Raw genomic sequence first — 23,977 nt, 5'->3', positions numbered from 1 at the left:
CGCCCATAAACAGTGCAACTGATTCTCCGTGCCCGTTTTCGTGCACTGACCGGCCCCAGCATGCACTTGCTACACCTTTTAAAACACTTGTTCGGGACTCTGGTTCGGAAATTGCTACTTTCTATAAGTCGTAAGCGCTCCAGTAACAATCATTCCGCGCCACAAGCGCTCATATTGGTTCTTAGGGATTGAATAATGAAAAAAGCATTGCTGACCCTTTCTGCACTGGCGTTGTGCATGGCCGCCGGCTCCGCGCTGGCCAAGGAATACAAAGAACTGCGGTTTGGCGTTGACCCTTCCTACGCACCGTTCGAGTCGAAAGCGGCAGACGGCAGCCTGGTTGGCTTCGACATCGATCTGGGCAACGCCATCTGCGCCGAGCTGAAGGTCAAGTGCAAATGGGTCGAAAGCGACTTCGACGGCATGATTCCGGGCCTCAAGGCCAATAAATTCGACGGCGTGATCTCGTCGATGACCGTTACCGAAGCCCGCGAAAAAGTCATCGACTTCTCCAGCGAGCTGTTCTCCGGCCCGACGGCCTACGTGTCGAAAAAAGGTTCGGGCATCACCGACGACGTCGCTTCCCTGAAAGGCAAAACCGTCGGCTACGAGCAAGGCACCATCCAGGAAGCCTATGCCAAAGCCGTGCTGGACAAGGCCGGTGTGAAAACCCAGGCCTATCAGAACCAGGACCAGGTGTATTCCGACCTGACCTCCGGCCGTCTCGATGCGGGCATTCAGGACATGTTGCAGGCCGAACTGGGCTTTCTGAAGTCGCCGCAGGGCGCCGATTATGAAGTCAGCAAGCCGGTCGACAACCACTTGCTGCCAGCCAAGACCGCTGTCGGTATTAAGAAAGGTAACACCGAGCTGAAAGCGCTTTTGGATAAAGGTATCAAAGCGTTACACGATGATGGCAAATACGCAGAGATTCAAAAGAAACACTTTGGCGATCTGAATCTGTACAGCGGCAAATAATGCCCCGGCGCCCATCCTCGATGGGCGCCTTTTTCATTCAGTCAGGTTGCTGATTTATGTTCGAAAACCTCTTACAAAATCTGGGGCTCTCCGCCTTCAGCCTCAAGGGTTTTGGCCCTTTGCTGTTGGAGGGCACCTGGATGACCATCAAATTGTCGGCGTTGTCGCTGCTGGTGGCCGTGTTGCTCGGCCTGCTCGGCGCCAGCGCCAAGCTGTCAAAAGTCAAACTGCTGCGCCTGCCCGCCCAGCTCTACACCACGCTGATTCGCGGGGTGCCGGACCTGGTGCTGATGCTGCTGATCTTCTACAGCCTGCAAACCTGGCTGACGACGCTCACCGATTACCTGGAATGGGAATACATCGAGATCGACCCGTTCAGCGCCGGGGTCCTGACCCTGGGCTTCATTTATGGCGCGTACTTCACTGAAACCTTCCGTGGGGCGATTCTCGCCGTGCCGCGCGGTCAGGTCGAAGCCGCCACCGCCTATGGTCTCAAGCGCGGCCAGCGCTTTCGTTTCGTGGTGTTCCCGCAAATGATGCGCTTCGCCCTGCCGGGCATCGGCAACAACTGGATGGTGATGCTCAAGGCCACCGCGCTGGTTTCGATCATCGGCCTGGCCGATCTGGTCAAGGCCGCGCAGGATGCCGGCAAGAGCACCTATCAATTGTTTTACTTCCTGGTCCTCGCCGCGTTGATCTACCTGCTGATCACCAGTGCCTCGAACATCATCCTGCGCTGGCTCGAACGCCGTTACGCCGCCGGTGCCCGGGAGGCCGTACGATGATCGAACTCCTGCAGGAATACTGGAAAGCCTTCCTTTATACCGACGGTCAGAACATCACTGGCCTTGCGATGACGATGTGGCTGCTCAGCGCCTCGATCTTCTTCGGTTTCATCGTGTCGATTCCGCTGTCGATTGCCCGTGTTTCCTCGCACTTCTACATTCGCTGGCCGGTGCAGTTCTACACCTACCTGTTCCGTGGCACGCCGCTCTATATCCAGCTGCTGATCTGCTACACCGGGATCTACAGCCTGGCCGCCGTGCGCGCGCAGCCGCTGCTCGACAGTTTCTTTCGCGATGCGATGAACTGCACGATCCTGGCCTTCGCCCTCAACACCTGCGCCTACACCACGGAGATTTTCGCCGGGGCGATCCGCAGCATGAACCACGGCGAAGTCGAAGCGGCCAAGGCCTACGGCCTGACCGGCTGGAAGTTGTATGCCTACGTGATCATGCCGTCGGCGCTGCGCCGTTCGTTGCCGTACTACAGCAACGAAGTGATCCTGATGCTGCATTCGACCACCGTGGCCTTCACCGCGACCATCCCCGACATCCTGAAAGTCGCGCGGGACGCCAACTCGGCGACCTTCCTGACCTTCCAGTCGTTCGGCATCGCCGCGCTGATCTACCTGACCATCACCTTTGCGCTGGTCGGCCTGTTCCGCCTTGCCGAACGCCGATGGCTGGCGTTCCTCGGCCCGACCCACTAGGACCCTTTAGAGATGCGTCATCAGATACACGACCTGCTGACCCCGCTGCCGGGGACCGCACGACAGATCCACAGCTTTCACTTCGGCCCGGACAAGGCCCAGGGCAAGATCTACATCCAGTCCTCGCTGCACGCCGACGAACTGCCCGGCATGCTCGTGGCCTGGCACCTCAAGCAGCGTCTGGCGGAGCTGGAAGCCGCCGGCCGCCTGCGCAGCGAAATCGTGCTGGTGCCGGTAGCCAACCCGGTCGGCCTCGAACAGGTGCTGATGGACGTGCCGCTGGGCCGCTACGAGCTGGAGAGCGGGCAGAACTTCAACCGCTGGTTCGTCGACCTCAGCGAAGAAATCGGCAACGAAATCGAAGCGCAACTGAGCGATGAGCCGCAGCGCAACCTCGAGCTGATCCGCGCCAGCCTGCGCAATGCCCTCGCCCGCCACACCGCCACGACCCAGCTGCAATCCCAGCGCCTGACCCTGCAACGGCTGGCCTGCGATGCGGACATGGTGCTCGACCTGCACTGCGATTTCGAATCCGTGGTTCACCTCTACACCACGCCCGAGGCCTGGCCGCAGGTCGAGCCGCTGGCGCGCTATATCGAATCCCAGGCAAGCCTGTTGGCCACCGACTCCGGCGGCCAGTCATTCGATGAGTGCTTCACCCTGTTGTGGTGGCAATTGAAGGAGCGCTTCGGCGAACACTTCGAGATCCCACTGGGCAGTTTCTCGGTCACCGTCGAGTTGCGCGGTCAGGGCGATGTCACCCATCCGCTGGCCAGTCGCGATTGCCAGGCGCTGATCGATTACCTGATCCATTTCGGCGCCATCGTTGGCGAACCCAAAGCCTTGCCCGCCCTGCCACACCCCGCCACACCGCTGGCCGGCGTGGAACCGGTGGCCACCCCCGTCGGTGGCCTGCTGGTCTATACCGCCACGCCCGGCCAGCTTCTGGAAGCCGGGCAGAAAATCGCCGAAATCATCGACCCGATCAGCGACCGGGTCACGCCAGTCCATTGCACCGCTTCCGGTCTGCTCTATGCCCGCTCGCTGCGGCGCATGGCCACCGCCGGGATGGTGATCGCCCACGTCGCGGGCGCCGAAGCCTATCGCAGCGGCTATCTACTTTCGCCTTGAGGATGCCTGTCCCATGTACAAATTGACCGTTGAAGGCCTGCACAAAAGCTATGGCGACCATCAGGTGCTCAAAGGCGTGTCGCTCAAGGCCAGGACCGGCGACGTGATCAGCCTGATCGGCGCCAGCGGCTCGGGCAAAAGCACCTTTTTGCGCTGCATCAACTTTCTCGAACAACCCAACGACGGCGCGATGAGCCTCGACGGCCAGGCGATCCGCATGGTCACCGACCGCCACGGCATGCACGTCGCCGACGCCGATGAACTGCAACGCCTGCGCACGCGGCTGGCGATGGTGTTCCAGCATTTCAACCTGTGGAGCCACATGACCGTGCTGGAAAACATCACCATGGCCCCGCGCCGGGTGCTGGGCTGCAGCAAACAGGAAGCCGACGACCGCGCGCGGCGTTATCTGGAAAAGGTCGGTTTGCCGGCGCGGGTGGCGGATCAGTACCCGGCGTTCCTCTCCGGCGGCCAGCAGCAACGGGTGGCGATTGCCCGGGCTTTGGCGATGGAGCCGGAAGTCATGCTGTTCGACGAACCGACCTCGGCGCTCGATCCGGAGCTGGTCGGCGAAGTGCTCAAGGTGATTCAGGGCCTGGCCGAGGAAGGCCGGACCATGATCATGGTCACCCACGAAATGAGCTTTGCCCGCAAGGTCTCGAGCCAGGTGCTGTTCCTGCATCAAGGGCTGGTGGAGGAAGAAGGCGCGCCGGAAGAAGTGCTGGGCAATCCGAAGAGCGAACGCCTGAAGCAATTTCTCAGCGGCAATCTCAAGTAAAACTATTGCCCGGTCGGCGCGGTCATTGAAGGAACATCTTCAGAGCACACGTCGCCGGCATGGGCACTTCCACCGACTTCGCCAAACACTGGTTCAGCGCCCGCGACTGGAAGCCGTTCGCCTTTCAGAAACAGGTGTGGGCCGCAGTCAAACGTGGCGAGTCCGGCCTGCTGCACGCCAGCACCGGCGCCGGTAAAACCTACGCGGTTTGGTTTGCCGCGCTCAATCGCTTTGCCCGCTCCGGGCCTGTTGCTGAAACCACCCGTAAACGCAAACCACCCGCCGAACCGCTGACTGTCTTGTGGATCACCCCGATGCGGGCGCTGGCCGCCGACACCGCGCGCGCCCTGCAAGCGCCGCTGGACGATCTGCAGATCCCCTGGAGCGTCGGCCTGCGCACCGGCGACACCGGCAGCAGCGAACGTGCCCGGCAGAACCGGCGCCTGCCCACCACGTTGATCACCACCCCGGAAAGCCTGACCCTGATGCTCGCCCGGGCGGACGCACAAACGGCGCTGTCGACGCTGCGCATGGTCGTGGTGGATGAGTGGCACGAATTGCTCGGCAACAAGCGCGGCGTGCAATTGCAACTGGCCCTCGCCCGACTGCGCCGCTGGCACCCGGGGCTGATCGTCTGGGGCGTTTCCGCAACGCTCGGCAATCAGTCCCACGCCGAACAGGTGCTGATCCCACAGGGCGGTGGCGTCAGTATTCAGGGGCAAAGCGAAAAGTCGCTCAAGGTCGACACGCTGCTCCCACCGGCGATCGAACGCTTTCCCTGGGCCGGGCACATCGGTCTGAAGATGTTGCCGCAGGTGGTCGCCGAACTGGACGTCTGCGCCAGCAGCCTGGTGTTCACCAACACCCGGGCGCAATCGGAAATCTGGTATCAGGCCTTGCTGGAAGCGCGGCCAGATTGGGCCGGGTTGATCGCGCTACATCACAGCTCGCTGTCCCGCGACACTCGCGACTGGGTCGAGCAAGCGCTGAAGAATGGCCAACTCAAAGCCGTGGTCTGCACTTCAAGTCTGGATCTGGGGGTGGATTTCCTGCCCGTGGAGCGGGTGCTGCAGATTGGCTCGGCCAAAGGCGTGGCGCGGCTGATGCAGCGTGCCGGACGTTCGGGGCATGCGCCCGGCAGAACGTCGCGGGTCACCCTGGTGCCGACCCACAGCCTGGAGCTGATCGAAGCTGCGGCCGCTGGCGATGCCGTGGCACAGCGGCGGATCGAACCGCGACTGTCCCCGCACAAACCGCTGGATGTGCTGGTGCAGCATCTGGTCAGCATCGCCTTGGGCGGTGGCTTTGTTCCCGATGAGCTGTACGAAGAAGTCCGTGGCGCCTGGGCCTATCGTGACCTGACACCCGCCGACTGGACCTGGGCGCTGGCGTTCGTGCGCCACGGCGGGATGTCGCTGACGGCGTACCCGGATTACCGCCGGGTCGAGCCGGATGAGCACGGAATCTGGCGCGTCCCCGATGCCCGCCTGGCGCGCCGCCATCGCATGAGCATCGGCACCATCGTCAGCGATGCCAGCATTCATCTGAAGTTCTGGAGCAAGGGCGGTGGCGGCAAACAACTGGGCAGCGTTGAAGAAGGCTTTATCGCACGCCTCAAACCCGGCGATGGTTTTCTGTTCGCCGGTCGCTTGCTGGAGCTGGTGCGGGTGGAAAACATGACCGCCTACGTCAAACGCAGCACGGCGAAAAAAGCCGCGGTGCCGCGCTGGAATGGCGGGCGCATGCCGCTCTCCAATGAATTGGCCGAAGCGGTGGTCAGCCGGTTCAGCGCGGCGGCACAAGGCGAGTTTGCCGGCCCGGAAATGCAGGCCTTGCGCCCGTTACTGGAAACGCAGATGCGCTGGTCAGGCCTGCCGACCGTCAACAATCTGCTGGCCGAAGTGCTGAAATCCCGCGAAGGCTGGCACCTTTTCCTCTACCCGTTTGCCGGACGTCAGGTGCATCTGGGATTGGCCAGCCTGCTGGCGTGGCGGGTCAGTCAGCGCGTGCCTGTGACCTTCTCGATTGCGGTCAACGATTACGGGCTGGAACTGCTCAGCGCCACGCCCATCGACTGGTCCTCGCAACTGGATCGCGCCCTGCTCAGTCCCGAGGGTTTGTTGAGGGATGTGCTGGCCAGCCTCAACGCGGGCGAACTGGCGCTGCGCAGGTTTCGGGAAATTGCACGGATTGCCGGACTGGTGTTCGCCGGTTACCCCGGCGCGCCGAAAAGTACTCGTCAGGTCCAGGCCTCCAGCGGGCTGTTCTTCGAAGTGTTCAAACAATACGACGCCGACAATCTGCTGCTGGCGCAGGCCGGGGAAGAAGTCCTGCGGGAAGAACTGGATATTCGTCGGCTGGAGCAGACACTGGAGCGAATCAACCGGATGAAACTCGATATGCACTTGATCAAACGTCCGACACCGCTCGGCTTTCCATTGCTGGTGGAACGCATGCGCGAAAGCATGAGCTCGGAAAAACTCGCTGACCGCATCCGGCGTATGGTCGGCGATCTGGAGAAAACCGCCGACAAGGGCCAATCCTGATGAACGCGCCCTACCCCGTGCGTCTGGCGGGCGAAGAACTCTGGTTGCTGCCGGAAAAGGCGCTGTACTGGCCGGCGCAGCAGACGCTGCTGATTGCCGATGTGCATTTCGGCAAAGCGGCCGCTTATCGTCGCCTGGGGCAGCCGGTGCCGCAGGGCACTACGACCAGCAATATCGCCGTGATCGAGCAGTTGCTGGCGAAACTGCCGTGTCGGCAACTGATCTTTCTTGGGGATTTTCTGCACGGGCCCGGTTCGCATGCCTCGGGCACTTTGAGTGTTTTGGCTGAGTGGCGCTCACGCCACGCCGATCTGCCGATCACGCTGATTCGCGGTAATCACGATAAACGTGCCGGTGATCCGCCGCAGTCGCTGAACATTCGGGTGGTGCCGGAGCCGTTGCTGCTCGGCCCCTTCGCGTTGCAGCACGAACCCGATCCGCATCCTGAGCGTCACGTGCTTGCTGGACACGTCCACCCGGTCTATCGGTTGAACGGCAAGGGGCGTCAGCGTTTGCGGCTGCCGTGTTTCAGACTGGGAGAACGCTTAAGTCTGCTGCCGGCCTTCGGGGCCTTCACCGGCGGTTATCCGGTGGAGAAGGAAGACAGCTGTCGGATCTTTGTCATTGGCGACAACGAAATATGGCCCGTCGGCTGACGTCCTGTTCAGGATTCAGCCGACGGGCCATACGTTCAATCAGGCGACGGGCGCGGGTGGCGGTTTGTCCGGCAACGTAGGTTCGCCGGGCTCGGTCGGTTCTTCGTTGGGGGTATCGGGATCGGGCTGGTGAGGGATTCCGCCGGCCGTGGTGATGGGGGGGTGTGCCAACAACGACCAGGCCATTACGCCAACCTGATTGGGCTCGAGCCTTGCCAGTTCGGCAGTGATTTGCGGATCGATCTTCATGGAGCACTCCTCGGCGAAGGCCCGTCCCGCTGTTCGCGAAACGGGCAGTACACCTCATAGAGTGTCTACCCGCCGAAGAATTCCCGGTAACTGCCGGATGGACGGATCAGGTACGCGGCAGGGTCACGCCACGCTGGCCCTGATACTTGCCGGCACGGTCCTTGTAGGAGACTTCACATTCCTCATCGGACTCCAGGAACAGCATCTGCGCCACACCTTCGTTGGCGTAGATCTTCGCCGGCAGGTTGGTGGTGTTGGAGAACTCCAGGGTCACCTGACCTTCCCACTCCGGCTCGAGCGGGGTGACGTTGACGATGATGCCGCAACGGGCGTAAGTGCTCTTGCCCAGGCAGATGGTCAGGACGTTGCGTGGAATACGGAAGTACTCAACGGTCGTGGCCAGGGCGAAGGAGTTTGGCGGGATGATGCAGACGTCGCTGTGGACGTCGACGAAGCTGCCGGCGTCGAAATTCTTCGGATCGACGATGGCCGAATTGATGTTGGTGAACACCTTGAAATGATTGGTGCAGCGCACATCGTAGCCGTAGCTCGACACACCGTAGGAGATCACACGGCTGTCGTCGCTGCCGCGTACCTGGCGCTCGACGAATGGCTCGATCATGCCGTGTTCCTGCGCCATGCGGCGAATCCACTTGTCCGATTTGATGCTCATGGCGGGTGTCCTGAATAGCGAGGTGGAAAAAATCTGTCCGGCATCTTACCGGGCGCGCCGCCGGGTTCAAAGTGCGGGGTGCAATTCTCGCCGAACGTGCGGGATTTACGCGGCTTCGCGACGAACCGTCACACCGTCGATCCCTAAAACAGAGAAACCTTCGCAAGAAGCATTGGCACGTTCCGGAAAAAGGGTTAAGGTGGCGCCACTGTGCTGCTTGTGTCACTGAGAATCTCTACACGATATGTTGAATTTCGATCCAACCATCTACAAGAATTTTTCCTGCTCTTTGCACTCAGTCTCGGCCAGGGTTCTTCCTGAGTCGCAGTTATCTTTGTTCAAGGAGTTACACCATGTCTAATCGCCAAACCGGTACCGTTAAGTGGTTCAACGATGAAAAAGGCTTCGGCTTCATCACTCCACAATCCGGTGACGACCTGTTCGTTCACTTCAAAGCTATCCAATCCGACGGCTTCAAAAGCCTGAAAGAAGGCCAACAGGTTTCTTTCATCGCTACCCGCGGTCAGAAAGGCATGCAAGCTGAAGAAGTACAAGTTATCTAACTTGTAGCTTCTTTAGAAAAAGGCCCCGCCCTCAAAAGCGGGGCTTTTTTGTGGGCGTCTGTTTTTCCGGGCGCAAAAAAAGATCGCAGCCCGTGAAGGCTGCGATCTTTTGCGTTGCTTACCAGGCCACGCCGAAACCGGCGGTGTAGCGGGTCTTGCTCAGGTCCGCATCCTCGGTGCCGCTGATGATGTCGCGTTCGGCCTTGAGGTTGAGCGAGGCCCACTCGGTGACTTTGTAGCGCAGGCCCATTTCCGCATCGAGTGCGTAGTCGGCTACGCCGGAGAGGGGCTTGCCGACTTCGCCATTGGTGAAGAACTCGACTTTCTTGCCGATCAGGTAGCGGTTGTAGTCCCACTTCATGGCGACCGAATAGAAGTTGTCCTTGCTGCCATCGCGGTACTCGTAATCGGTTCGGTTGAGCAGCGAACCCAGGGAGAACGCTCCCAGCTCGTCATCCCAGAACTGGTAACCCGGGCCGGTACCCACCACGCGCTGGCGCGCCAGCTCTTCGATGTGATCGCGCTTGTAATTCAACCGCCCCTGCCAGAACCATTGATCAGTGAGGAAGCGGTCGAGCGAGTACTCGGCGCGCCAGTTATCGGTGGTGGTCACGTCGTCCTGCACTTCGCGGTTGTATTCGCCCTCGGCGATATGGCGCCAGCGGCCGTGACGAGCAGTGGTCTTGAAGCCGACATCGTAGTCGTCGGTATCTTTCTCGGCGCGCTGGTAGTCGAGCGCCAGATCGACGTTGCCCTTCCACACCAGATCCTCGACCACCGGCTTGGGCTTGAGAATCTGCTGAATGCTCGCCAACTCCACGGTTTTCGGCGCCTCGCCGTTGGCCAATGTGACCTTGCCATCTTCGGCAGCACTCAGGGACTTGGCCTTCTCGCCGTTGTAGGCGTCCTGCTTGACCAGCAGTTCCTGATCGCTCTCCAGGGTCTTGACCTGCTTCCAGTCGATGGTAACGGCCCCGGCGTACTGGGTCTGGACCAGCAACTTGCCGCCGTCGAACAGCGTGATTTTACCGCTCAGCTTGTCACCGTTCTTCAACCAGACGGTGTCGGCAAGCAAAGGTGTGGACGCACTGAAGACAGCAAGGCACAGCAGGGTTCTGGACAACATAAGCGAATCGAAGACTCAAGTTTGCGAAAAAAGGGTCGGCATTATCCGTAGGAATAATTCCCTGACAAGGAGTGACCCGGCTAATTCTGTTGAGTTCATTTCTCAATTGCCCATCCACCGATTACGCTTAAGCACATAACGCGATCAAGTTCAGGAACCGCGCACGTGACAGACCCGATGCATGCCTGCGAAAACGATCCGCAAATCCGACGCACGGCACTCTATTCCACCCTCGCCCAAGTGCCTGAGGGCAAAGTCGTCAGCTATGGTCAGTTGGCCGAACTGGCGGGGTTGGGGCGCGCCGCCCGCTGGGTCGGCCGGACCCTGAGCCAATTGCCCGGCGACACCAAACTGCCCTGGCACCGCGTGCTCGGCGCCGGCGGTCGGATCAGCCTGCCGGCGGGCAGCCCGTCCGGGGACGAACAGCGGGCGCGATTGCGCATGGAAGGCATCACCGTCCTGAACAATCGTGTGGATATTCGGCGCCATGGCTGGCGTCCGGTAGAGCACAGCGGTTAGAGTGCGCGCTTTGTTTTCGCAATCTTGAGGCAGACTTCAGCCCATGCCCCGTAAAACCTGGCGCGCCGCGCTCGCCGCCTATGCCAGTCCTTCGACGCTCGTGCTGTTGTTGCTGGGTTTCGCCGCCGGCCTGCCGTACATGCTGGTGTTCTCGACACTTTCGGTCTGGCTGCGTGAAGCCGGTGTAGCCCGCGAGACGATCGGCTACGCCAGCCTGATCGGTCTTGCCTACGCCTTCAAATGGGTCTGGTCGCCCCTGCTCGACCAATGGCGCCTGCCGTTGCTGGGCAAGCTGGGTCGCCGCCGTTCGTGGCTGGTGCTCTCACAGACGCTGGTAATCCTCGGCCTGATCGGTATGGGTTTTTGCGACCCGCAGAAACACCTGTCCTGGCTGATAGCCATCGCCGTGGTCGTGGCGTTCGCTTCCGCCACCCAAGATATCGCGGTCGACGCCTATCGCCTGGAAATCGCCGAAGACAGCCGCCAGGCCGCGCTGGCCGCCAGCTATATGTCCGGCTATCGGATCGCCGCCCTGCTCGCGACCGCGGGTGCGCTGTTCTTCGCCGAGGGCTTCGGCTCTACAGGCTTCAAGTACCAGCATTCGGCCTGGACCGGCACCTACGTGCTGTTCGGTGCCCTGATGGTGCCTGCCCTGCTCACCACCCTGCTGATGCGCGAGCCGCCGGTGCCGTTGCGCACCCAGCTGCAGGCGGGGCGTTACACCTTCATGCATCAGTTGATGTCGGTGTTCGTGCTGATCATTTTGCTGGTCTCCGTGCCGGCCATGTTCACCCAGCTCTACAACACCGATTTCGCCAGCGTGCTGTTTGGCGACATAAGCCCGCTGGACCTGCTGCTGGAAGACCGGGCGTTCCTGCGCGCAATTCTCTACACCACGCTGACCTGCCTGTGCCTCTCGGCCATGGGCCGTCGCGGTCTGGCGCCAGTGCTGACGCCGGTCAACGACTTCATCCTGCGCTACCGCTGGCAGGCGTTGCTGCTGCTCGGCCTGATCGCCACCTATCGGATGTCCGACACGGTGATGGGCGTGATGGCCAACGTGTTCTACATCGACCAGGGTTTCACCAAGGACCAGATCGCCAGCGTCAGCAAGATCTTCGGCCTGATCATGACCCTCGTCGGCGCCGGCATGGGCGGTCTGCTGATCGTGCGCTTCGGCATCCTGCCGATCCTGTTCATCGGCGGTGCCGCGTCGGCGGGCACCAATCTGCTGTTCCTGATGCTGGCCGACATGGGCCCGAACCTGCAGATGCTGGTGGTGACGATCTCTCTCGACAACTTCAGCTCCGGCCTGGCCACCTCAGCGTTCGTCGCCTACCTGTCGAGCCTGACCAACCTGAAGTTCTCCGCCACCCAGTACGCCCTGCTCAGCTCGATCATGCTCCTGCTGCCACGCCTGATCGGCGGCTACTCCGGGGTGATGGTGGAGAAGTTCGGTTATCACAACTTCTTCCTGATCACCGCGCTGCTCGGCGTTCCGACCCTGGTGCTGATCGCGTTGCACTGGTTCCAGGAAAGCCGTCGCGAAGGCCCGACGCCGACGCCGGAACCTGCACCGACCTCCGTCGTGGAAGAATCGTAAGACATCTCGCACCCGGCGAGAGGGTTTGCGCCGGGGCTGCACTTCTGTACGTCGGCGGATCTCGCCGTTACACTGCTCCGTCATTTCCAGTCATAGCAACCGACAACGGCCAACCATGCGCACCAGTCAATTTTTGCTCGCCACACAGAAAGAAACGCCTTCCGACGCGGTCGTGATCAGCCATCAGCTGATGCTGCGCGCCGGCATGATCCGCAAACTCGCCTCGGGCCTGTACACCTGGCTGCCGATGGGCTTGCGAGTGATGCGCAAGGTGGAAGCCATCGTTCGTGAAGAAATGGACGCCGCCGGCTCTCTGGAAGTGTTGATGCCGAGCACCCAACCGGCCGAGCTGTGGCAGGAATCGGGTCGCTGGGAAGAATACGGCCCGGAGCTGCTGCGCATCAAAGACCGCCACGGTCGTGATTTCTGCGCGGGCCCGACCCACGAAGAAGTGATCACCGATCTGATGCGCAACGAATTGAGCAGCTACAAACAGCTGCCTATCAACCTGTACCAGATCCAGACCAAATTCCGTGACGAAATCCGTCCACGCTTCGGCCTGATGCGCGGTCGGGAATTCATCATGAAGGACTCCTACTCGTTCCATGCGGATCAGGCGTCGCTGCAGATCACTTATGACCGCATGCACGAAGCGTACTGCAACATCTTCACCCGCCTGGGCCTGAAATTCCGTCCGGTGGAAGCCGACAACGGTTCGATCGGTGGCGCCGGTTCCCACGAGTTCCACGTGCTGGCCGAGTCCGGCGAAGACGATATCGTCTTCAGCAACGGTTCCGACTACGCAGCGAACATCGAGAAAGCCGAAGCCGTGCCGCGTGAAACCTCGCGCGCCGCGCCAAGCGAAGAGCTGCGTCTGGTCGATACGCCAGACACCAAGACCATCGCGGCCCTGGTGGAAAAATTCAATCTGCCGATTGAAAAGACCATCAAGACCCTGATCGTGCACGCCGAAGAAGAAGGCAAGCTGATCGCCCTGATCATTCGCGGCGACCACGAGCTGAACGAAATCAAGGCTGCCAACCAGCCAGGCGTTGCCAGCCCGCTGGTCATGGCCTCCGATGCCGAATTGCGTGACGCCATCGGCGCCGGCGCCGGCTCCCTCGGCCCGCTGAACCTGCCGCTGCCGATCATCATCGACCGTTCGGTGGAGCTGATGAGCGACTTCGCCATCGGTGCCAACATCGACGACAAGCACTACTTCGGCGTGAACTGGGAGCGTGATCTGCCGGTTCCGACCGTGGCCGACCTGCGCAACGTCGTGGCCGGCGACCCGAGCCCGGACGGCAAGGGCACCCTGGAAATCAAGCGCGGCATCGAAGTCGGGCACATCTTCCAGCTGGGCAACAAGTACAGCAAGGCGATGAAGTGCGAAGTGCTGGGCGAGAACGGCAAGCCGGTGACCCTGGAAATGGGTTGCTACGGTATCGGCGTGTCCCGCGTGGTGGCTGCCGCCATCGAGCAGAACAACGATGAGAACGGCATCATCTGGAGCGACGCCCTGGCACCGTTCCAGATCGCTCTGGTGCCACTGCGCTATGAAACCGAGCTGGTGCGTGAAGCCACCGACAAGCTGTACGCGGAACTGACCGCGGCCGGCTTCGAAGTGCTGCTGGACGACCGCGACAAGAAAACCAGCCCGGGCATCAAGTTCGCGGACATGGAGCTGATCGGTATTCCGCACCGTATCGTGGTCAGCGATCGCGGCCTCGCCGAAGGCAACCTGGAATACAAGAGCCGTACCGAAGGCCAGGCGCAAGCGCTGCCGGTTGCCGACGTGCTGTCCTTCCTTCAGGCCCGTATCCGCCGCTGAAACCAGATAGAGACGTCATGTTCAAGCGAAACACCTTAGGCCTCGGTGGTGCCGCCCTGTGCGGCACCCTGCTGGTCAGCGGCTGTGCCAATCACATGTCACAACGCAGCGAGCACGAGGAACGTGTCGAGCGCAAACTGCTCGATCACAGCCTGCAGATCGATGTCGGCGAGCCCAAGGTGCTTGAGCTGCCGCAACGGCGCGTGAAGATCAACGAACAGAAGACTTTCGAGGTCACCGAGTTCGAGGTCACCCGCCATTACGACCGTTACACGCCTTACCAGCCATGGCGGGAGATCTACGAGATTCCGCTGGGCGCGGTGGCGGTGGTCGGCGGCGTCGGCGCGAACGTGGTCAACGTGTTTGCCCTCGGCAATCTGCCCGACAGCGTGACACGGGACTGGCTCAGCTACGGTTTCGCCGGGCTCAACCCGTTCATGAACGTGCAATCCAACGGTCGCGCACAACAGAACCTGGCCGGTATCGACGAAGTCCAGCGCGACAAGCGCACGGAATATTCGAGCCTGCCATGGAGCGAGCGCCCGGTTCAGGTCAAGGCCGGCAAGCAGACCTTCGACATGACCACCGATCGCAACGGCGTGCTGCGCCTGAACCTGCTGGACAGCCCGTTCGCCGAAAACGACCTCAATCATGTAGGCAAACTGCAGATCAGCGTCGAAGACGGCAAGGATGACGTGCATTCCGATTCATCTCTGGCGATCAGCAGTCATCTGCGTGGCAAGCTGCTGGAAGCTCACGGGCTGATCTACGACGATCTGGAAGACGACGAAGTGAGCCAATGGGTGCACCGGGTCAAGCGTCTGTCGGAACTGGGTCTGGAAGAAGAAGCCAGTGAACTGGAACAAAGCCTGATCGAACTGACCCGCAACGATCCCGAGTTGCAGGCCGAATTCCTCAAGTCCCTGACCCGGGATGCGGGGCGTCTGGTGGCGGATCCGGGGCCGAACTGAACCCCCTGAAAAAATGCCCGAACCTGCTTCGGGCATTTTTTTGTCCGCCTATCGTTCGAACAACTCCATTTGTTCGAAACCGCCGCGTAAATCCTCCAGCCGCACACCCACCCCCAGCAATCGCACCGGTTTGCCTCCGCGGTTGAACGCCTGCGTCAGCATCAACTGGTAACTGCCCAGATCCCGCCCTGCCCCGGCCTGCTCCAGTGTGGTCTGGGTGAAATCGTGAAACTTCACTTTGACGAACGGCTTGCCCGGCCGGTAGCTGCTGTCGATCCGCGCCATGCGGGTTTTCAGGGTTTCCAACAGTTCCGGAAGCTTGTCGAGGCAACTGCGCAGATCCGGCAGATCGACGTCGTAGGTGTTTTCGACACTGATTGACTGACGACGACTGTCGTTGTGCACCAGCCGCTCATCGATCCCACGGGCCAGACTCCACAAACGCTCGCCGAAACTGCCGAACTCCCGCACCAGCGCCAGCTTGTCCCACTCGCGCAATTGCAGACAGTCACTGATACCGAGCTTGCTCAACTTGTCGGCCGTGACCTTGCCCACCCCGTGCAGCTTGCTCACCGGCAGGCCACTGACGAAGTCTTCGACCTGGTCCGGGGTGATCACGAACAAGCCGTTGGGCTTTTTCCAGTCGCTGGCGATCTTGGCCAGAAACTTGTTCGGCGCCACGCCGGCGGAGACGGTGATGTGCAATTGATTGGAAACCCGGCGGCGAATGTCCTGGGCGATCCGCGTGGCGCTGCCGCCGAAGTGCGCGCTGTCCGAGACGTCGAGATAGGCTTCGTCCAGGGAAAGCGGCTCGATAAGGTCGGTGTAATCGCTGAAGATCGTATGAATTTCCTTCGACGCCTCGCGATAGGCATCCATGCGTGGCTTGACGATGGTCAGGTCCGGGCACAGCTTCAGGGCATGTCCGGACGACATCGCCGAACGAACGCCATAGGCCCGCGCCTCATAGTTGCAGGTGGCGATCACCCCGCGCCTGTCCGCCGAGCCACCCACCGCCAACGGCTTGCCGGCGAGGCTCGGGTCATCCCGCATCTCGATGGCGGCGTAGAAACAGTCACAGTCGACGTGGATGATTTTTCGCTGAGTCATGACAGAAAAGGAAACATGGCGAGCCGGACCGGCAGTATCTCACTGACACCTGTATATAGCACCAGTGGTATGAATGTTCTTTACAGTTTGTAGGAAACCGCCTTTGAATTTATTTTCTCAATCGAAAAGCAACCTCCAATAGAGCTAAAACCCTTGTCCTGCCTGACCTGCAGCCGAGCAAAAGACCGTCCGTCAGCGCTAACCAATTGAAGCTGAACAGGTTTTATCCGAATTGAAGGTTGACACTCCGGCGTTCCTCTGTAGAATGCCGCCACACAGACGCGGGATGGAGCAGTCTGGTAGCTCGTCGGGCTCATAACCCGAAGGTCGTCGGTTCAAATCCGGCTCCCGCAACCAAACATCAAAAAAGGCCAATCGAAAGATTGGCCTTTTTTGTGCGCGTCGGTTTTTCGGATCCAGTCGCGCCAAGCGGAAATCGTTCCGATTCCGAAACTTAGCGCTCCCCCTGCGACCGTTTGCCGCGATTGCACACTTATTTGACCCATCACGGGATTATCGGTTGACACCTCGCCGTTCGCCTGTAGAATGCCGCCACACAGACGCGGGATGGAGCAGTCTGGTAGCTCGTCGGGCTCATAACCCGAAGGTCGTCGGTTCAAATCCGGCTCCCGCAACCAAACATCAAAAAAGGCTACTCGAAAGAGTGGCCTTTTTTGTATCTGTGGAAAAAGTCCTTTCGCAACAATGATCTGTCACTGTGCAGTGAACCGTTCAGGATCTGAAGATTCGCCGAGTTGCGACTATGCTTGAGTCGCGGACAAGGCATCTGCAATCCAAGACCTGCCCTCGCCGATACCCGGTGAGAGGCGTAGTATTTTGTGATTATTTTTTTCTACAGGGATTGGTAACTTGGCTGGATACCTCCATCCTGTCGCGCACAATCCAAGAGGTGATTGATGCGCGCCAACTCGTCTGATTCACAAGACACCGTCACAGCGACCCCACCGATCAAGCCTGAGCGTCTGCGCCTGCTGGATCGGATCAGCAAATACCGCCAGCCGATCGGTCTGGCGGTCACACTGCTGTTGTTCGCCATTGCGCTGATTGCCTGTCGCCATTTGCTCAGCGAACTCGATCTCGACGCACTGCACGACTCGATTCTGGAGGTGCCGAAACCGGCCCTGCTCGGCGCCCTCGGCGCGACGGTCGTCGGCTTCATCATTCTGCTCGGCTATGAATGGTCGGCCAGTCGTTACGCCCGCGTGACGCTGGCACCGAAAGTTCTGGCCCTTGGCGGCTTCACCGCGTTTGCCATCGGCAACGCCATCGGCCTGTCGATGCTGTCCGGCGGTTCGGTGCGTTACCGTTTATATGCACGGCATGGCCTGGGCGCTTCCGAAGTTGCGCACATGACCCTGTTCGCCAGCCTGTCGCTGGGCTGTGCCCTGCCGCCGCTGGCTGCCCTTGCGACCCTGAGCAACCTGCCTGCTGCATCGCAGGCACTGGGGTTGTCCGAGACCTTGTTGGGGACGATTGCCGGCGTGGTGCTGCTGCTCGGCGCGATCCTGGCTATCGGCATCTATCGCCGTCGCCTGCCGGAACAACCTTATCCGGACAACCTGCTGGTCCGGGCCGGTCGTCGTACCCTGCGCCTGCCGGGTCGCCGCCTGACCTTCCTGCAACTAGTCATCACCGCCCTCGACGTCGCCGCCGCTGCGACCGTCCTTTATCTGCTGCTGCCGGAAGCGCCGCCCTTCGGTGCGTTCCTGCTGGTTTATCTGTTGGCGCTGGCGGCAGGCGTACTCAGTCACGTTCCGGGTGGCGTGGGGGTCTTCGAAGCGATTCTGCTCGCGGCGTTCGCCGACAAGCTTGGCGCCGCGCCACTGGCCGCTGCCCTGCTCCTGTATCGCCTGATCTATGTGGTGCTGCCGTTGCTGGTGGCCTGCGTGCTGTTGCTGCTCAACGAAGGCCAGCGTCTGTTTCAGTCGCAGACGATGCGTGCAGCCTCCGGTCTGGCGGCACCGATTCTCGCGGTGCTGGTGTTCCTGTCCGGCGTGGTGCTGCTGTTTTCCGGCGCGACGCCAGAGATCGACACCCGTCTGGAACACATCGGCTTTCTGATTCCTCACCGCCTGGTCGACGCCTCGCACTTTGGCGCCAGCCTGATCGGCGTGCTGTGCCTGATGCTCGCCCAGGGCTTGCGTCGCCGGTTGTCGGCGGCGTGGATGCTGACCACCATTCTGTTGCTGGTGGGCGCCCTGCTCTCGCTGCTCAAGGGTTTCGACTGGGAAGAAGCGACCCTGATGACCCTCACCGCCGCGCTGCTGGGGGTGTTCCGTCGCTCGTTCTACCGCCCGAGCCGTCTGACCGAACTGCCGTTCTCGCCGCTGTATCTGGTGGCCAGCCTGTGCGTACTCGGTGCTTCGACCTGGCTGTTGCTGTTCGCTTATCAGGACGTTCCGTACAGCCATCAACTGTGGTGGCAGTTCACCCTCGACGCCGACGCCCCGCGCGGTCTGCGCTCGCTGCTCGGCGCCGCCGTGTTGCTGCTGGTGATCGCCCTGACCTGGCTGCTGCGCACCGCTCGCCCGGTGATCCATCTGCCGACACCCGATGAGCTGGAACGCGCCTCGAAGATCCTGATGGCCTCCTCGCAACCGGACGGCGGCCTCGCCCTGACCGGTGACAAGGCGCTGCTGTTTCATCCCAACGACGAAGCCTTCCTGATGTACGCCCGCCGCGGCCGCAGTCTGGTGGCCCTGTACGACCCGATCGGCCCTGGCCAGCAACGGGCCGAGATGATCTGGCAGTTCCGCGACCTGTGCGACATCCATCATGCCCGCCCGGTGTTCTATCAGGTGCGCGCCGAAAACCTGCCGTACTACATGGACATCGGCCTGACCGCGATCAAGCTGGGCGAGGAAGCCCGGGTCGATCTGCATCGCTTTGACCTGGAAGCCAAGGGCAAGGAGATGAAGGACCTGCGCTACACCTGGAATCGTGGCACCCGCGATGGTCTGTCGCTGGAGATCCATGAGCCGGGCCAGGCGCCGATGGATGAGCTCAAGGTGATTTCCGATGCCTGGCTGACCGGCAAGAACGTGCGCGAGAAAGGCTTCTCCCTTGGCCGTTTCAGCGACGATTACCTGAAGCATTTCCGCATCGCGGTGATTCGCTTCGAAGGGCGCCCGGTGGCATTCGCCAACCTGCTCGAGACCTACAGCCACGACCTGGCCAGTCTCGACCTGATGCGTGCGCACCCGGACGCCCCCAAGCTGACCATGGAATTCATGATGGTCGGTCTGATTCAACACTATAAGAGTCACGGATACGCGCGCTTCAGCCTGGGCATGGTGCCGCTGTCGGGGTTGCAACCCCGGCGCGGGGCACCACTGACCCAGCGTCTGGGCTCGATGGTTTTCCGCCGTGGTGAGCAGTTGTACAACTTCCAAGGCTTGCGCCGCTTCAAAGACAAGTTCCAGCCTGACTGGGAACCCCGTTATATGGCCGTGCCCGCCGGACTGGATCCGCTGGTGGCGCTGGCCGACACTGCTGCCCTGATCGCGGGCGGCTTGACTGGATTGGTGAAACGCTGATGATTCAACGCTCCCTGAAGTACATCCTGGTCGCACTGCTGGTGCTGGCCGCGATTGTCGGTGGCGGTTTTTGGTACCTCAAACGCCCGGCACCGGAACCGACCCTCGAACAGCTCACCCCGGCCGATGGCGCCGCCATGACCCGGGTCATCCCCGGCACCAAGCCCAAGGCGCAGGTGCTGGTGGCAGTCAACGACGACCAGAAGCTCAGTGACAAGCAACTGAGCACCCTGAGCCGCAGCGCCTCGGCGCAGATCGTCCAGGTGATCCTGCCCAAGGACTGCCTGCTGCAAAGCCGCGCCCTGCAAGCCGGCCTGCGTGAACTGAACGGCCCGGCGACCCTGGTCAGCGGCATCGGCCCCGGCGCCGTCCTGGCGTGGCGCTGGCTGTCCGAACAGAAAGACGACAAGGCACAGGCCGTATCGGTCGACTTGGCCCTGGAAAAACCCGGCTGCACTCACCTGCTGCCAAAAGCCGCCGCCCACGGCCACTGGCTGGTGGCGTGGAACGACAACCCGGACGACACCAGCGCCGGTTTCGTGCGCGACCAACCGAACGCCGAAACCAGCATCAGCGACTACGACATCAACCTGCCGCAAGTGCTGAACAACGAACTGCGCAAGATCCTCGTCGGCGGCGACAAGGCCAACGGCGGCCTGCAGATCCCGGTGGTGGAAGTCCCGGCCGGCCAGGCCAAGGACACTGTCACCCTGTTCCTGTCCGGTGACGGCGGCTGGCGAGATCTGGACCGCGACGTGGCCGGTGAAATGGCCAAGATTGGCTACCCGGTGGTCGGCATCGACACCCTGCGCTACTACTGGCAGCACAAGAGCCCGGAACAGAGCGCGCTGGATCTGACCGAACTGATGCAGCACTACCGCCAGAAATGGGGCACCAAACGCTTCATCCTGACCGGTTACTCGTTCGGCGCCGACGTCCTCCCGGCCATCTACAACCGCCTGCCGGAAACCGAGCAGCAACGCGTCGACGCAATCATCCTGCTGGCCTTCGCCCGCACCGGCAGCTTCGAAATCGAAGTCGAAGGCTGGCTCGGCAACGCCGGCAAAGAAGCCGCCACCGGCCCGGAAATGGCCAAGCTGCCACCGGCCAAGGTCGTGTGCATCTACGGTGAAGAAGAAACTGACGAAAGCGGCTGCACCGACAAAACGGCGGTGGGCGAAGCAGTGAAACTGCCTGGTGGCCACCACTTCGACGAGAACTACCCGGCGCTGGCCAAGCGACTGGTGGACTTGATCGAGAAGCGCCAGAACACGGCGCAGGTGGCGGAAGAGTGATCTGAAGCGCACCAACGAAAAGCCCCCGCAACCTTAGGGTTGCGGGGGCTTTTTCATTCAATGCTTGACTCTTCATGAAACTGAAAACGCCAGGTGTCCACATTCCATAAAACGTGGACACCTGCTTCATTGGCCTTTTCGAGTCGTCAACTCCACATTCATCTGCCGCACCAAAGCCGCGCAAAACCGCCATCAACGTTTAGTTTCGTTTACGTCTGGTGTCGCAATATCAGATGACGTCCGCATACCTTGTAGGCAAACTCCTAATCTCGTGTTTGGGCACTTTGCCGCCCTGTTGCGCTGTTTTTCGACGGGATACTCTCCAGAGGTCGCTGACTATTTCAGTGATCGGGTGTGGTAACCCGGCAAGGCAAAGTGCAACAGCATTCCAAACACGGCTCAGGTGTTTTTATGCCTGCAATTCGAGTCATGGCGGCTGTGCGTGGGAGACCTTCGGGTCTGCCGGTTTCTTTGCTCCCCCGGTTTACCACCCTGCGTACAGCTGCCACCCATTCGTGTGGTAACGAATGCGGCAGCTCCTCGTTTTATGGAGCGAAACAATGAGCAAACAAAGTCCTTCATCACCTTCAGACCTGACGACCATCGGTTTCACCTCTTTCCTCTACAGCTCGGATCAGGCGTTACTCAACGTTCGCTCCGGCGTCCCCATCGTCGAAGCACTGTCCCAGGCTTCAGACCTGTTGTTCCTCGCCAAATCCTTCGCCGAGGACGCCGCCTACGACAAGGAAAGCGACCGCCACGCCTGGGCCGCGCATTACCTGACGATAATCGGCAAGGCCTTGGTCGACGACGTGATGAAGGCCCTGATGCCGCGGCCTGCGCGAACGAAGACCGAATCTGAGGCAGAACTGCCAGAAAGCATGTAACAGCACAAAAACGAAAAAGCCCCCGCCAGTCACTAGGCTGACGAGGGCTTTTTGATGACGCCGGGTTACATCTCCACCTGCGTCCCCAACTCAATCACCCGGTTCAGCGGTAGATTGAAGAACCGCAGGTTGCCGTTGGCATTCTTCAACATGAATGCAAACAGCGCCTCTCGCCAACGGGCCATGCCTTCGAGTTTCGAGGCGATGACCGTTTCGCGGCTGAGGAAGTAGGTCGTACGCATCGGGCTGAAGTCCAGATCATCCAGATGGCACAGCTTCAGTGCCTGTGGCACGTCCGGCTCGTCGGTGAAGCCGAAGTGCAGGATCACCCGGAAGAAGCCTTCGCCGTGGGCTTCGACTTCGAAGCGGCGCGATGGCGGGACGCGCGGGATGTCTTCGTAGACGACGGTCAGCAACACCACTTGCTCATGCAGTACCTGGTTGTGCAGCAGGTTGTGCAACAGCGCGTGCGGCACCGCGTCGGAGCGGGCGGTGAGGAACACGGCGGTGCCCTGCACGCGATGCGGTGGTTGCACGCGGATGCTGCTGATAAAGATCGGCAGCGGCAGCGCGCCTTCGTCGAGGCGCTCGACCAGCAGTTGCTTGCCGCGTTTCCAGGTGGTCATCAGCACGAACAGCGCGATACCGGCGATTACCGGGAAGGCACCGCCCTGGACGATTTTCGGCACGTTGGCAGCGAAGTACAGACCGTCCACCAGCAGGAAACCGAGCAGCACCGGAACCGCTAGAATCGGTGGCCATTTCCACAGCAGCAACATGACTGCCGACACCAGAATCGTGGTCATCAGCATCGTCCCGGTCACCGCCACGCCGTAGGCCGAAGCCAGGGCGCCGGAGGATTCGAAGCCGATGACCAGCAACACCACGCCGACCATCAGCGACCAGTTCACCGCACCGATGTAGATCTGGCCCTGCTCGTCGCTGGAGGTGTGCTGGATGTACATGCGCGGGATGTAACCGAGCTGGATCGCCTGACGGGTCAGGGAAAACGCGCCGGAAATCACGGCCTGGGAGGCAATCACCGTGGCCAGGGTCGACAGACCGACCAGCGGAATCAGCGCCCAGCTCGGCGCCAGCAGGTAGAACGGGTTGCGCGCGGCGTCCGGGTTCTCCAGCAACAAGGCGCCCTGACCGAAGTAGTTCAGCACCAGCGCCGGCAGCACCAGCAGGAACCACGCACGGGCAATCGGCTTGCGGCCGAAGTGGCCCATGTCGGCGTACAGCGCTTCGGCACCGGTCAGCGCCAGCACCACGGCGCCGAGGATCGCCACGCCCATGCCCGGATGGACGGTGAAGAACCGCACCGCCCACACAGGATTCATCGCGTGCAGCACTTCCGGGGTGTGGCTGATGCCGTACACGCCGAGGGCGCCGAGCACCAGGAACCAGGTGACCATGATCGGCCCGAACAGAATACCGATCCGCGCCGTGCCGTGTTTCTGGATCAGAAACAGCGCCACCAGTACCACCAGCGACAGCGGCACCACCCAGTGGTCGATGCCGTCGAAGGCCAGGCCCAGACCTTCAATGGCCGAGAGCACGGAAATCGCCGGGGTGATCATGCTGTCGCCATAGAACAGCGCCGCGCCGATCAGCCCGCAGACCACCAGCAACGTACGCAATCGCTTGCGCCCCGCCGCTGCCCGCCGCGCCAGCGCGGTGAGCGCCATGATCCCGCCTTCGCCCTGGTTGTCGGCGCGCAGGACGAACATCATGTACTTGATTGAAACGACCCAGATCAGCGACCAGAAAATCAGCGACAGAATGCCGAGCACCCCGTCGTGATTGACGGGCACACCGTAAGCGCCGGAAAACACTTCTTTGAGGGTGTACAACGGGCTCGTGCCGATGTCGCCGTAAACTACCCCGACCGCCGCGACCAGCATGCTCAGCGGCTTGGTGGCCGAACCTTCGGCGCCTGCCGCGTGACTACTTGCCTGACCCATCCAACACTCCTGATTCCCAGACCGGCTTCTTATATGAAGCACTAT

General features: G+C 61.1%; 20 protein-coding genes and 2 tRNA genes. 17 read left to right on the top strand and 5 right to left on the bottom strand.

Annotation, left to right across the window (positions count from 1 at the left end; genetic code table 11):
• Positions 1-195: 195 nt before the first annotated feature.
• Genes K3819_RS06270 through pdeM form a run of 7 tightly spaced genes read left to right on the top strand, consistent with a single transcriptional unit; the run spans position 196 to position 7,581 of the window.
• A complete protein-coding gene (locus K3819_RS06270; protein WP_011332769.1) occupies positions 196-978 on the top strand; it encodes a transporter substrate-binding domain-containing protein in 783 nt (260 codons plus the stop codon).
• A 56-nt stretch (positions 979-1,034) separates the two neighbouring features.
• Complete coding sequence (locus K3819_RS06265) at positions 1,035-1,763, top strand: ABC transporter permease (RefSeq protein ID WP_007955000.1); 729 nt, start codon at positions 1,035-1,037, stop codon at positions 1,761-1,763.
• Positions 1,760-2,470 carry an ABC transporter permease gene (locus K3819_RS06260; RefSeq protein ID WP_085612349.1) on the top strand — a complete coding sequence of 237 codons (711 nt, stop codon included), beginning with the start codon at positions 1,760-1,762 and terminating at the stop codon, positions 2,468-2,470. Before K3819_RS06265 ends, K3819_RS06260 begins: the two co-directional genes overlap by 4 nt.
• Positions 2,471-2,482: 12 nt before the next feature.
• Positions 2,483-3,601 (top strand): succinylglutamate desuccinylase/aspartoacylase family protein, encoded by a 1,119-nt coding sequence (locus K3819_RS06255; RefSeq protein WP_221398848.1) that lies wholly within the window; start codon positions 2,483-2,485, stop codon positions 3,599-3,601.
• Between the two features lie 13 nt (positions 3,602-3,614).
• Positions 3,615-4,379: an ABC transporter ATP-binding protein gene (locus K3819_RS06250; protein WP_039771333.1), complete on the top strand. Its 765-nt coding sequence runs from the start codon at positions 3,615-3,617 to the stop codon at positions 4,377-4,379.
• A 59-nt stretch (positions 4,380-4,438) separates the two neighbouring features.
• A complete protein-coding gene (locus tag K3819_RS06245) occupies positions 4,439-6,925 on the top strand; it encodes a ligase-associated DNA damage response DEXH box helicase (protein ID WP_221398847.1) in 2,487 nt (828 codons plus the stop codon).
• A complete protein-coding gene (pdeM, locus tag K3819_RS06240) occupies positions 6,925-7,581 on the top strand; it encodes a ligase-associated DNA damage response endonuclease PdeM (protein ID WP_221398846.1) in 657 nt (218 codons plus the stop codon). The genes K3819_RS06245 and pdeM overlap by 1 nt, the downstream gene beginning before the upstream one ends.
• A 39-nt stretch (positions 7,582-7,620) precedes the next feature.
• On the opposite strand, the gene K3819_RS06235 is transcribed toward pdeM, so the two are convergent.
• Positions 7,621-7,830: a hypothetical protein gene (locus K3819_RS06235; RefSeq protein ID WP_011332763.1), complete on the bottom strand. Its 210-nt coding sequence runs from the start codon at positions 7,828-7,830 to the stop codon at positions 7,621-7,623.
• 106 nt (positions 7,831-7,936) lie between these two features.
• Positions 7,937-8,503 (bottom strand): dCTP deaminase, encoded by a 567-nt coding sequence (gene dcd / locus K3819_RS06230; protein WP_007954988.1) that lies wholly within the window; start codon positions 8,501-8,503, stop codon positions 7,937-7,939.
• Between the two features lie 353 nt (positions 8,504-8,856).
• Here dcd and K3819_RS06225 point away from each other — a divergent pair, with 353 nt between their 5' ends.
• Complete coding sequence (locus tag K3819_RS06225) at positions 8,857-9,066, top strand: cold-shock protein (RefSeq protein WP_002554837.1); 210 nt, start codon at positions 8,857-8,859, stop codon at positions 9,064-9,066.
• 118 nt (positions 9,067-9,184) lie between these two features.
• Here the strand turns inward: K3819_RS06225 and K3819_RS06220 are convergent, their stop codons facing one another.
• Positions 9,185-10,192: a DUF481 domain-containing protein gene (locus K3819_RS06220; protein WP_064593901.1), complete on the bottom strand. Its 1,008-nt coding sequence runs from the start codon at positions 10,190-10,192 to the stop codon at positions 9,185-9,187.
• Positions 10,193-10,369: 177 nt separating this feature from the next.
• Here K3819_RS06220 and K3819_RS06215 point away from each other — a divergent pair, with 177 nt between their 5' ends.
• The 4 genes from K3819_RS06215 (at position 10,370) to K3819_RS06200 (ending at position 15,116) form a co-directional block, all read left to right on the top strand.
• Positions 10,370-10,711 carry an MGMT family protein gene (locus K3819_RS06215; protein WP_011332761.1) on the top strand — a complete coding sequence of 114 codons (342 nt, stop codon included), beginning with the start codon at positions 10,370-10,372 and terminating at the stop codon, positions 10,709-10,711.
• Positions 10,712-10,754: 43 nt separating this feature from the next.
• Positions 10,755-12,314, top strand: a complete 1,560-nt coding sequence (locus K3819_RS06210) for an AmpG family muropeptide MFS transporter (RefSeq protein WP_221398845.1) — start codon at positions 10,755-10,757, stop codon at positions 12,312-12,314.
• Between the two features lie 115 nt (positions 12,315-12,429).
• Positions 12,430-14,145: a proline--tRNA ligase gene (locus K3819_RS06205; protein WP_039771325.1), complete on the top strand. Its 1,716-nt coding sequence runs from the start codon at positions 12,430-12,432 to the stop codon at positions 14,143-14,145.
• A gap of 17 nt (positions 14,146-14,162) precedes the next feature.
• Positions 14,163-15,116 (top strand): hypothetical protein, encoded by a 954-nt coding sequence (locus tag K3819_RS06200; protein WP_039771323.1) that lies wholly within the window; start codon positions 14,163-14,165, stop codon positions 15,114-15,116.
• 48 nt (positions 15,117-15,164) lie between these two features.
• On the opposite strand, the gene dinB is transcribed toward K3819_RS06200, so the two are convergent.
• A complete protein-coding gene (dinB, locus tag K3819_RS06195) occupies positions 15,165-16,226 on the bottom strand; it encodes a DNA polymerase IV (protein ID WP_207985213.1) in 1,062 nt (353 codons plus the stop codon).
• Between the two features lie 280 nt (positions 16,227-16,506).
• Here dinB and K3819_RS06190 point away from each other — a divergent pair.
• The 5 genes from K3819_RS06190 to K3819_RS06170 all read left to right on the top strand — a co-directional run bounded on the left by K3819_RS06190 (position 16,507) and on the right by K3819_RS06170 (position 21,965).
• A tRNA-Met gene (locus tag K3819_RS06190) sits at positions 16,507-16,583 on the top strand.
• A 204-nt stretch (positions 16,584-16,787) separates the two neighbouring features.
• Positions 16,788-16,864 (top strand) — tRNA-Met (locus K3819_RS06185).
• Positions 16,865-17,143: 279 nt separating this feature from the next.
• Positions 17,144-19,783, top strand: a complete 2,640-nt coding sequence (gene mprF, locus K3819_RS06180; protein WP_085612343.1) for a bifunctional lysylphosphatidylglycerol flippase/synthetase MprF — start codon at positions 17,144-17,146, stop codon at positions 19,781-19,783.
• Positions 19,783-21,078 (top strand): virulence factor family protein, encoded by a 1,296-nt coding sequence (locus K3819_RS06175; protein ID WP_221398844.1) that lies wholly within the window; start codon positions 19,783-19,785, stop codon positions 21,076-21,078. Before mprF ends, K3819_RS06175 begins: the two co-directional genes overlap by 1 nt.
• A 560-nt stretch (positions 21,079-21,638) precedes the next feature.
• The gene (locus K3819_RS06170; RefSeq protein ID WP_064593889.1) at positions 21,639-21,965 is read left to right on the top strand and encodes a DUF3077 domain-containing protein; all 327 of its coding nucleotides are present in this window, start codon (positions 21,639-21,641) and stop codon (positions 21,963-21,965) included.
• A gap of 65 nt (positions 21,966-22,030) precedes the next feature.
• Here the strand turns inward: K3819_RS06170 and K3819_RS06165 are convergent, their stop codons facing one another.
• Positions 22,031-23,872 (bottom strand): potassium transporter Kup, encoded by a 1,842-nt coding sequence (locus tag K3819_RS06165; RefSeq protein ID WP_371857891.1) that lies wholly within the window; start codon positions 23,870-23,872, stop codon positions 22,031-22,033.
• Positions 23,873-23,977 lie beyond the last annotated feature (105 nt).

This window comes from Pseudomonas sp. 3-2, assembly GCF_019710535.1.
Lineage (GTDB): Bacteria > Pseudomonadota > Gammaproteobacteria > Pseudomonadales > Pseudomonadaceae > Aquipseudomonas > Aquipseudomonas pharyngis.
The sequence above is the reverse complement of the archived record's forward strand: the minus strand, read 5'-3'. Positions and strand labels throughout refer to the sequence as shown.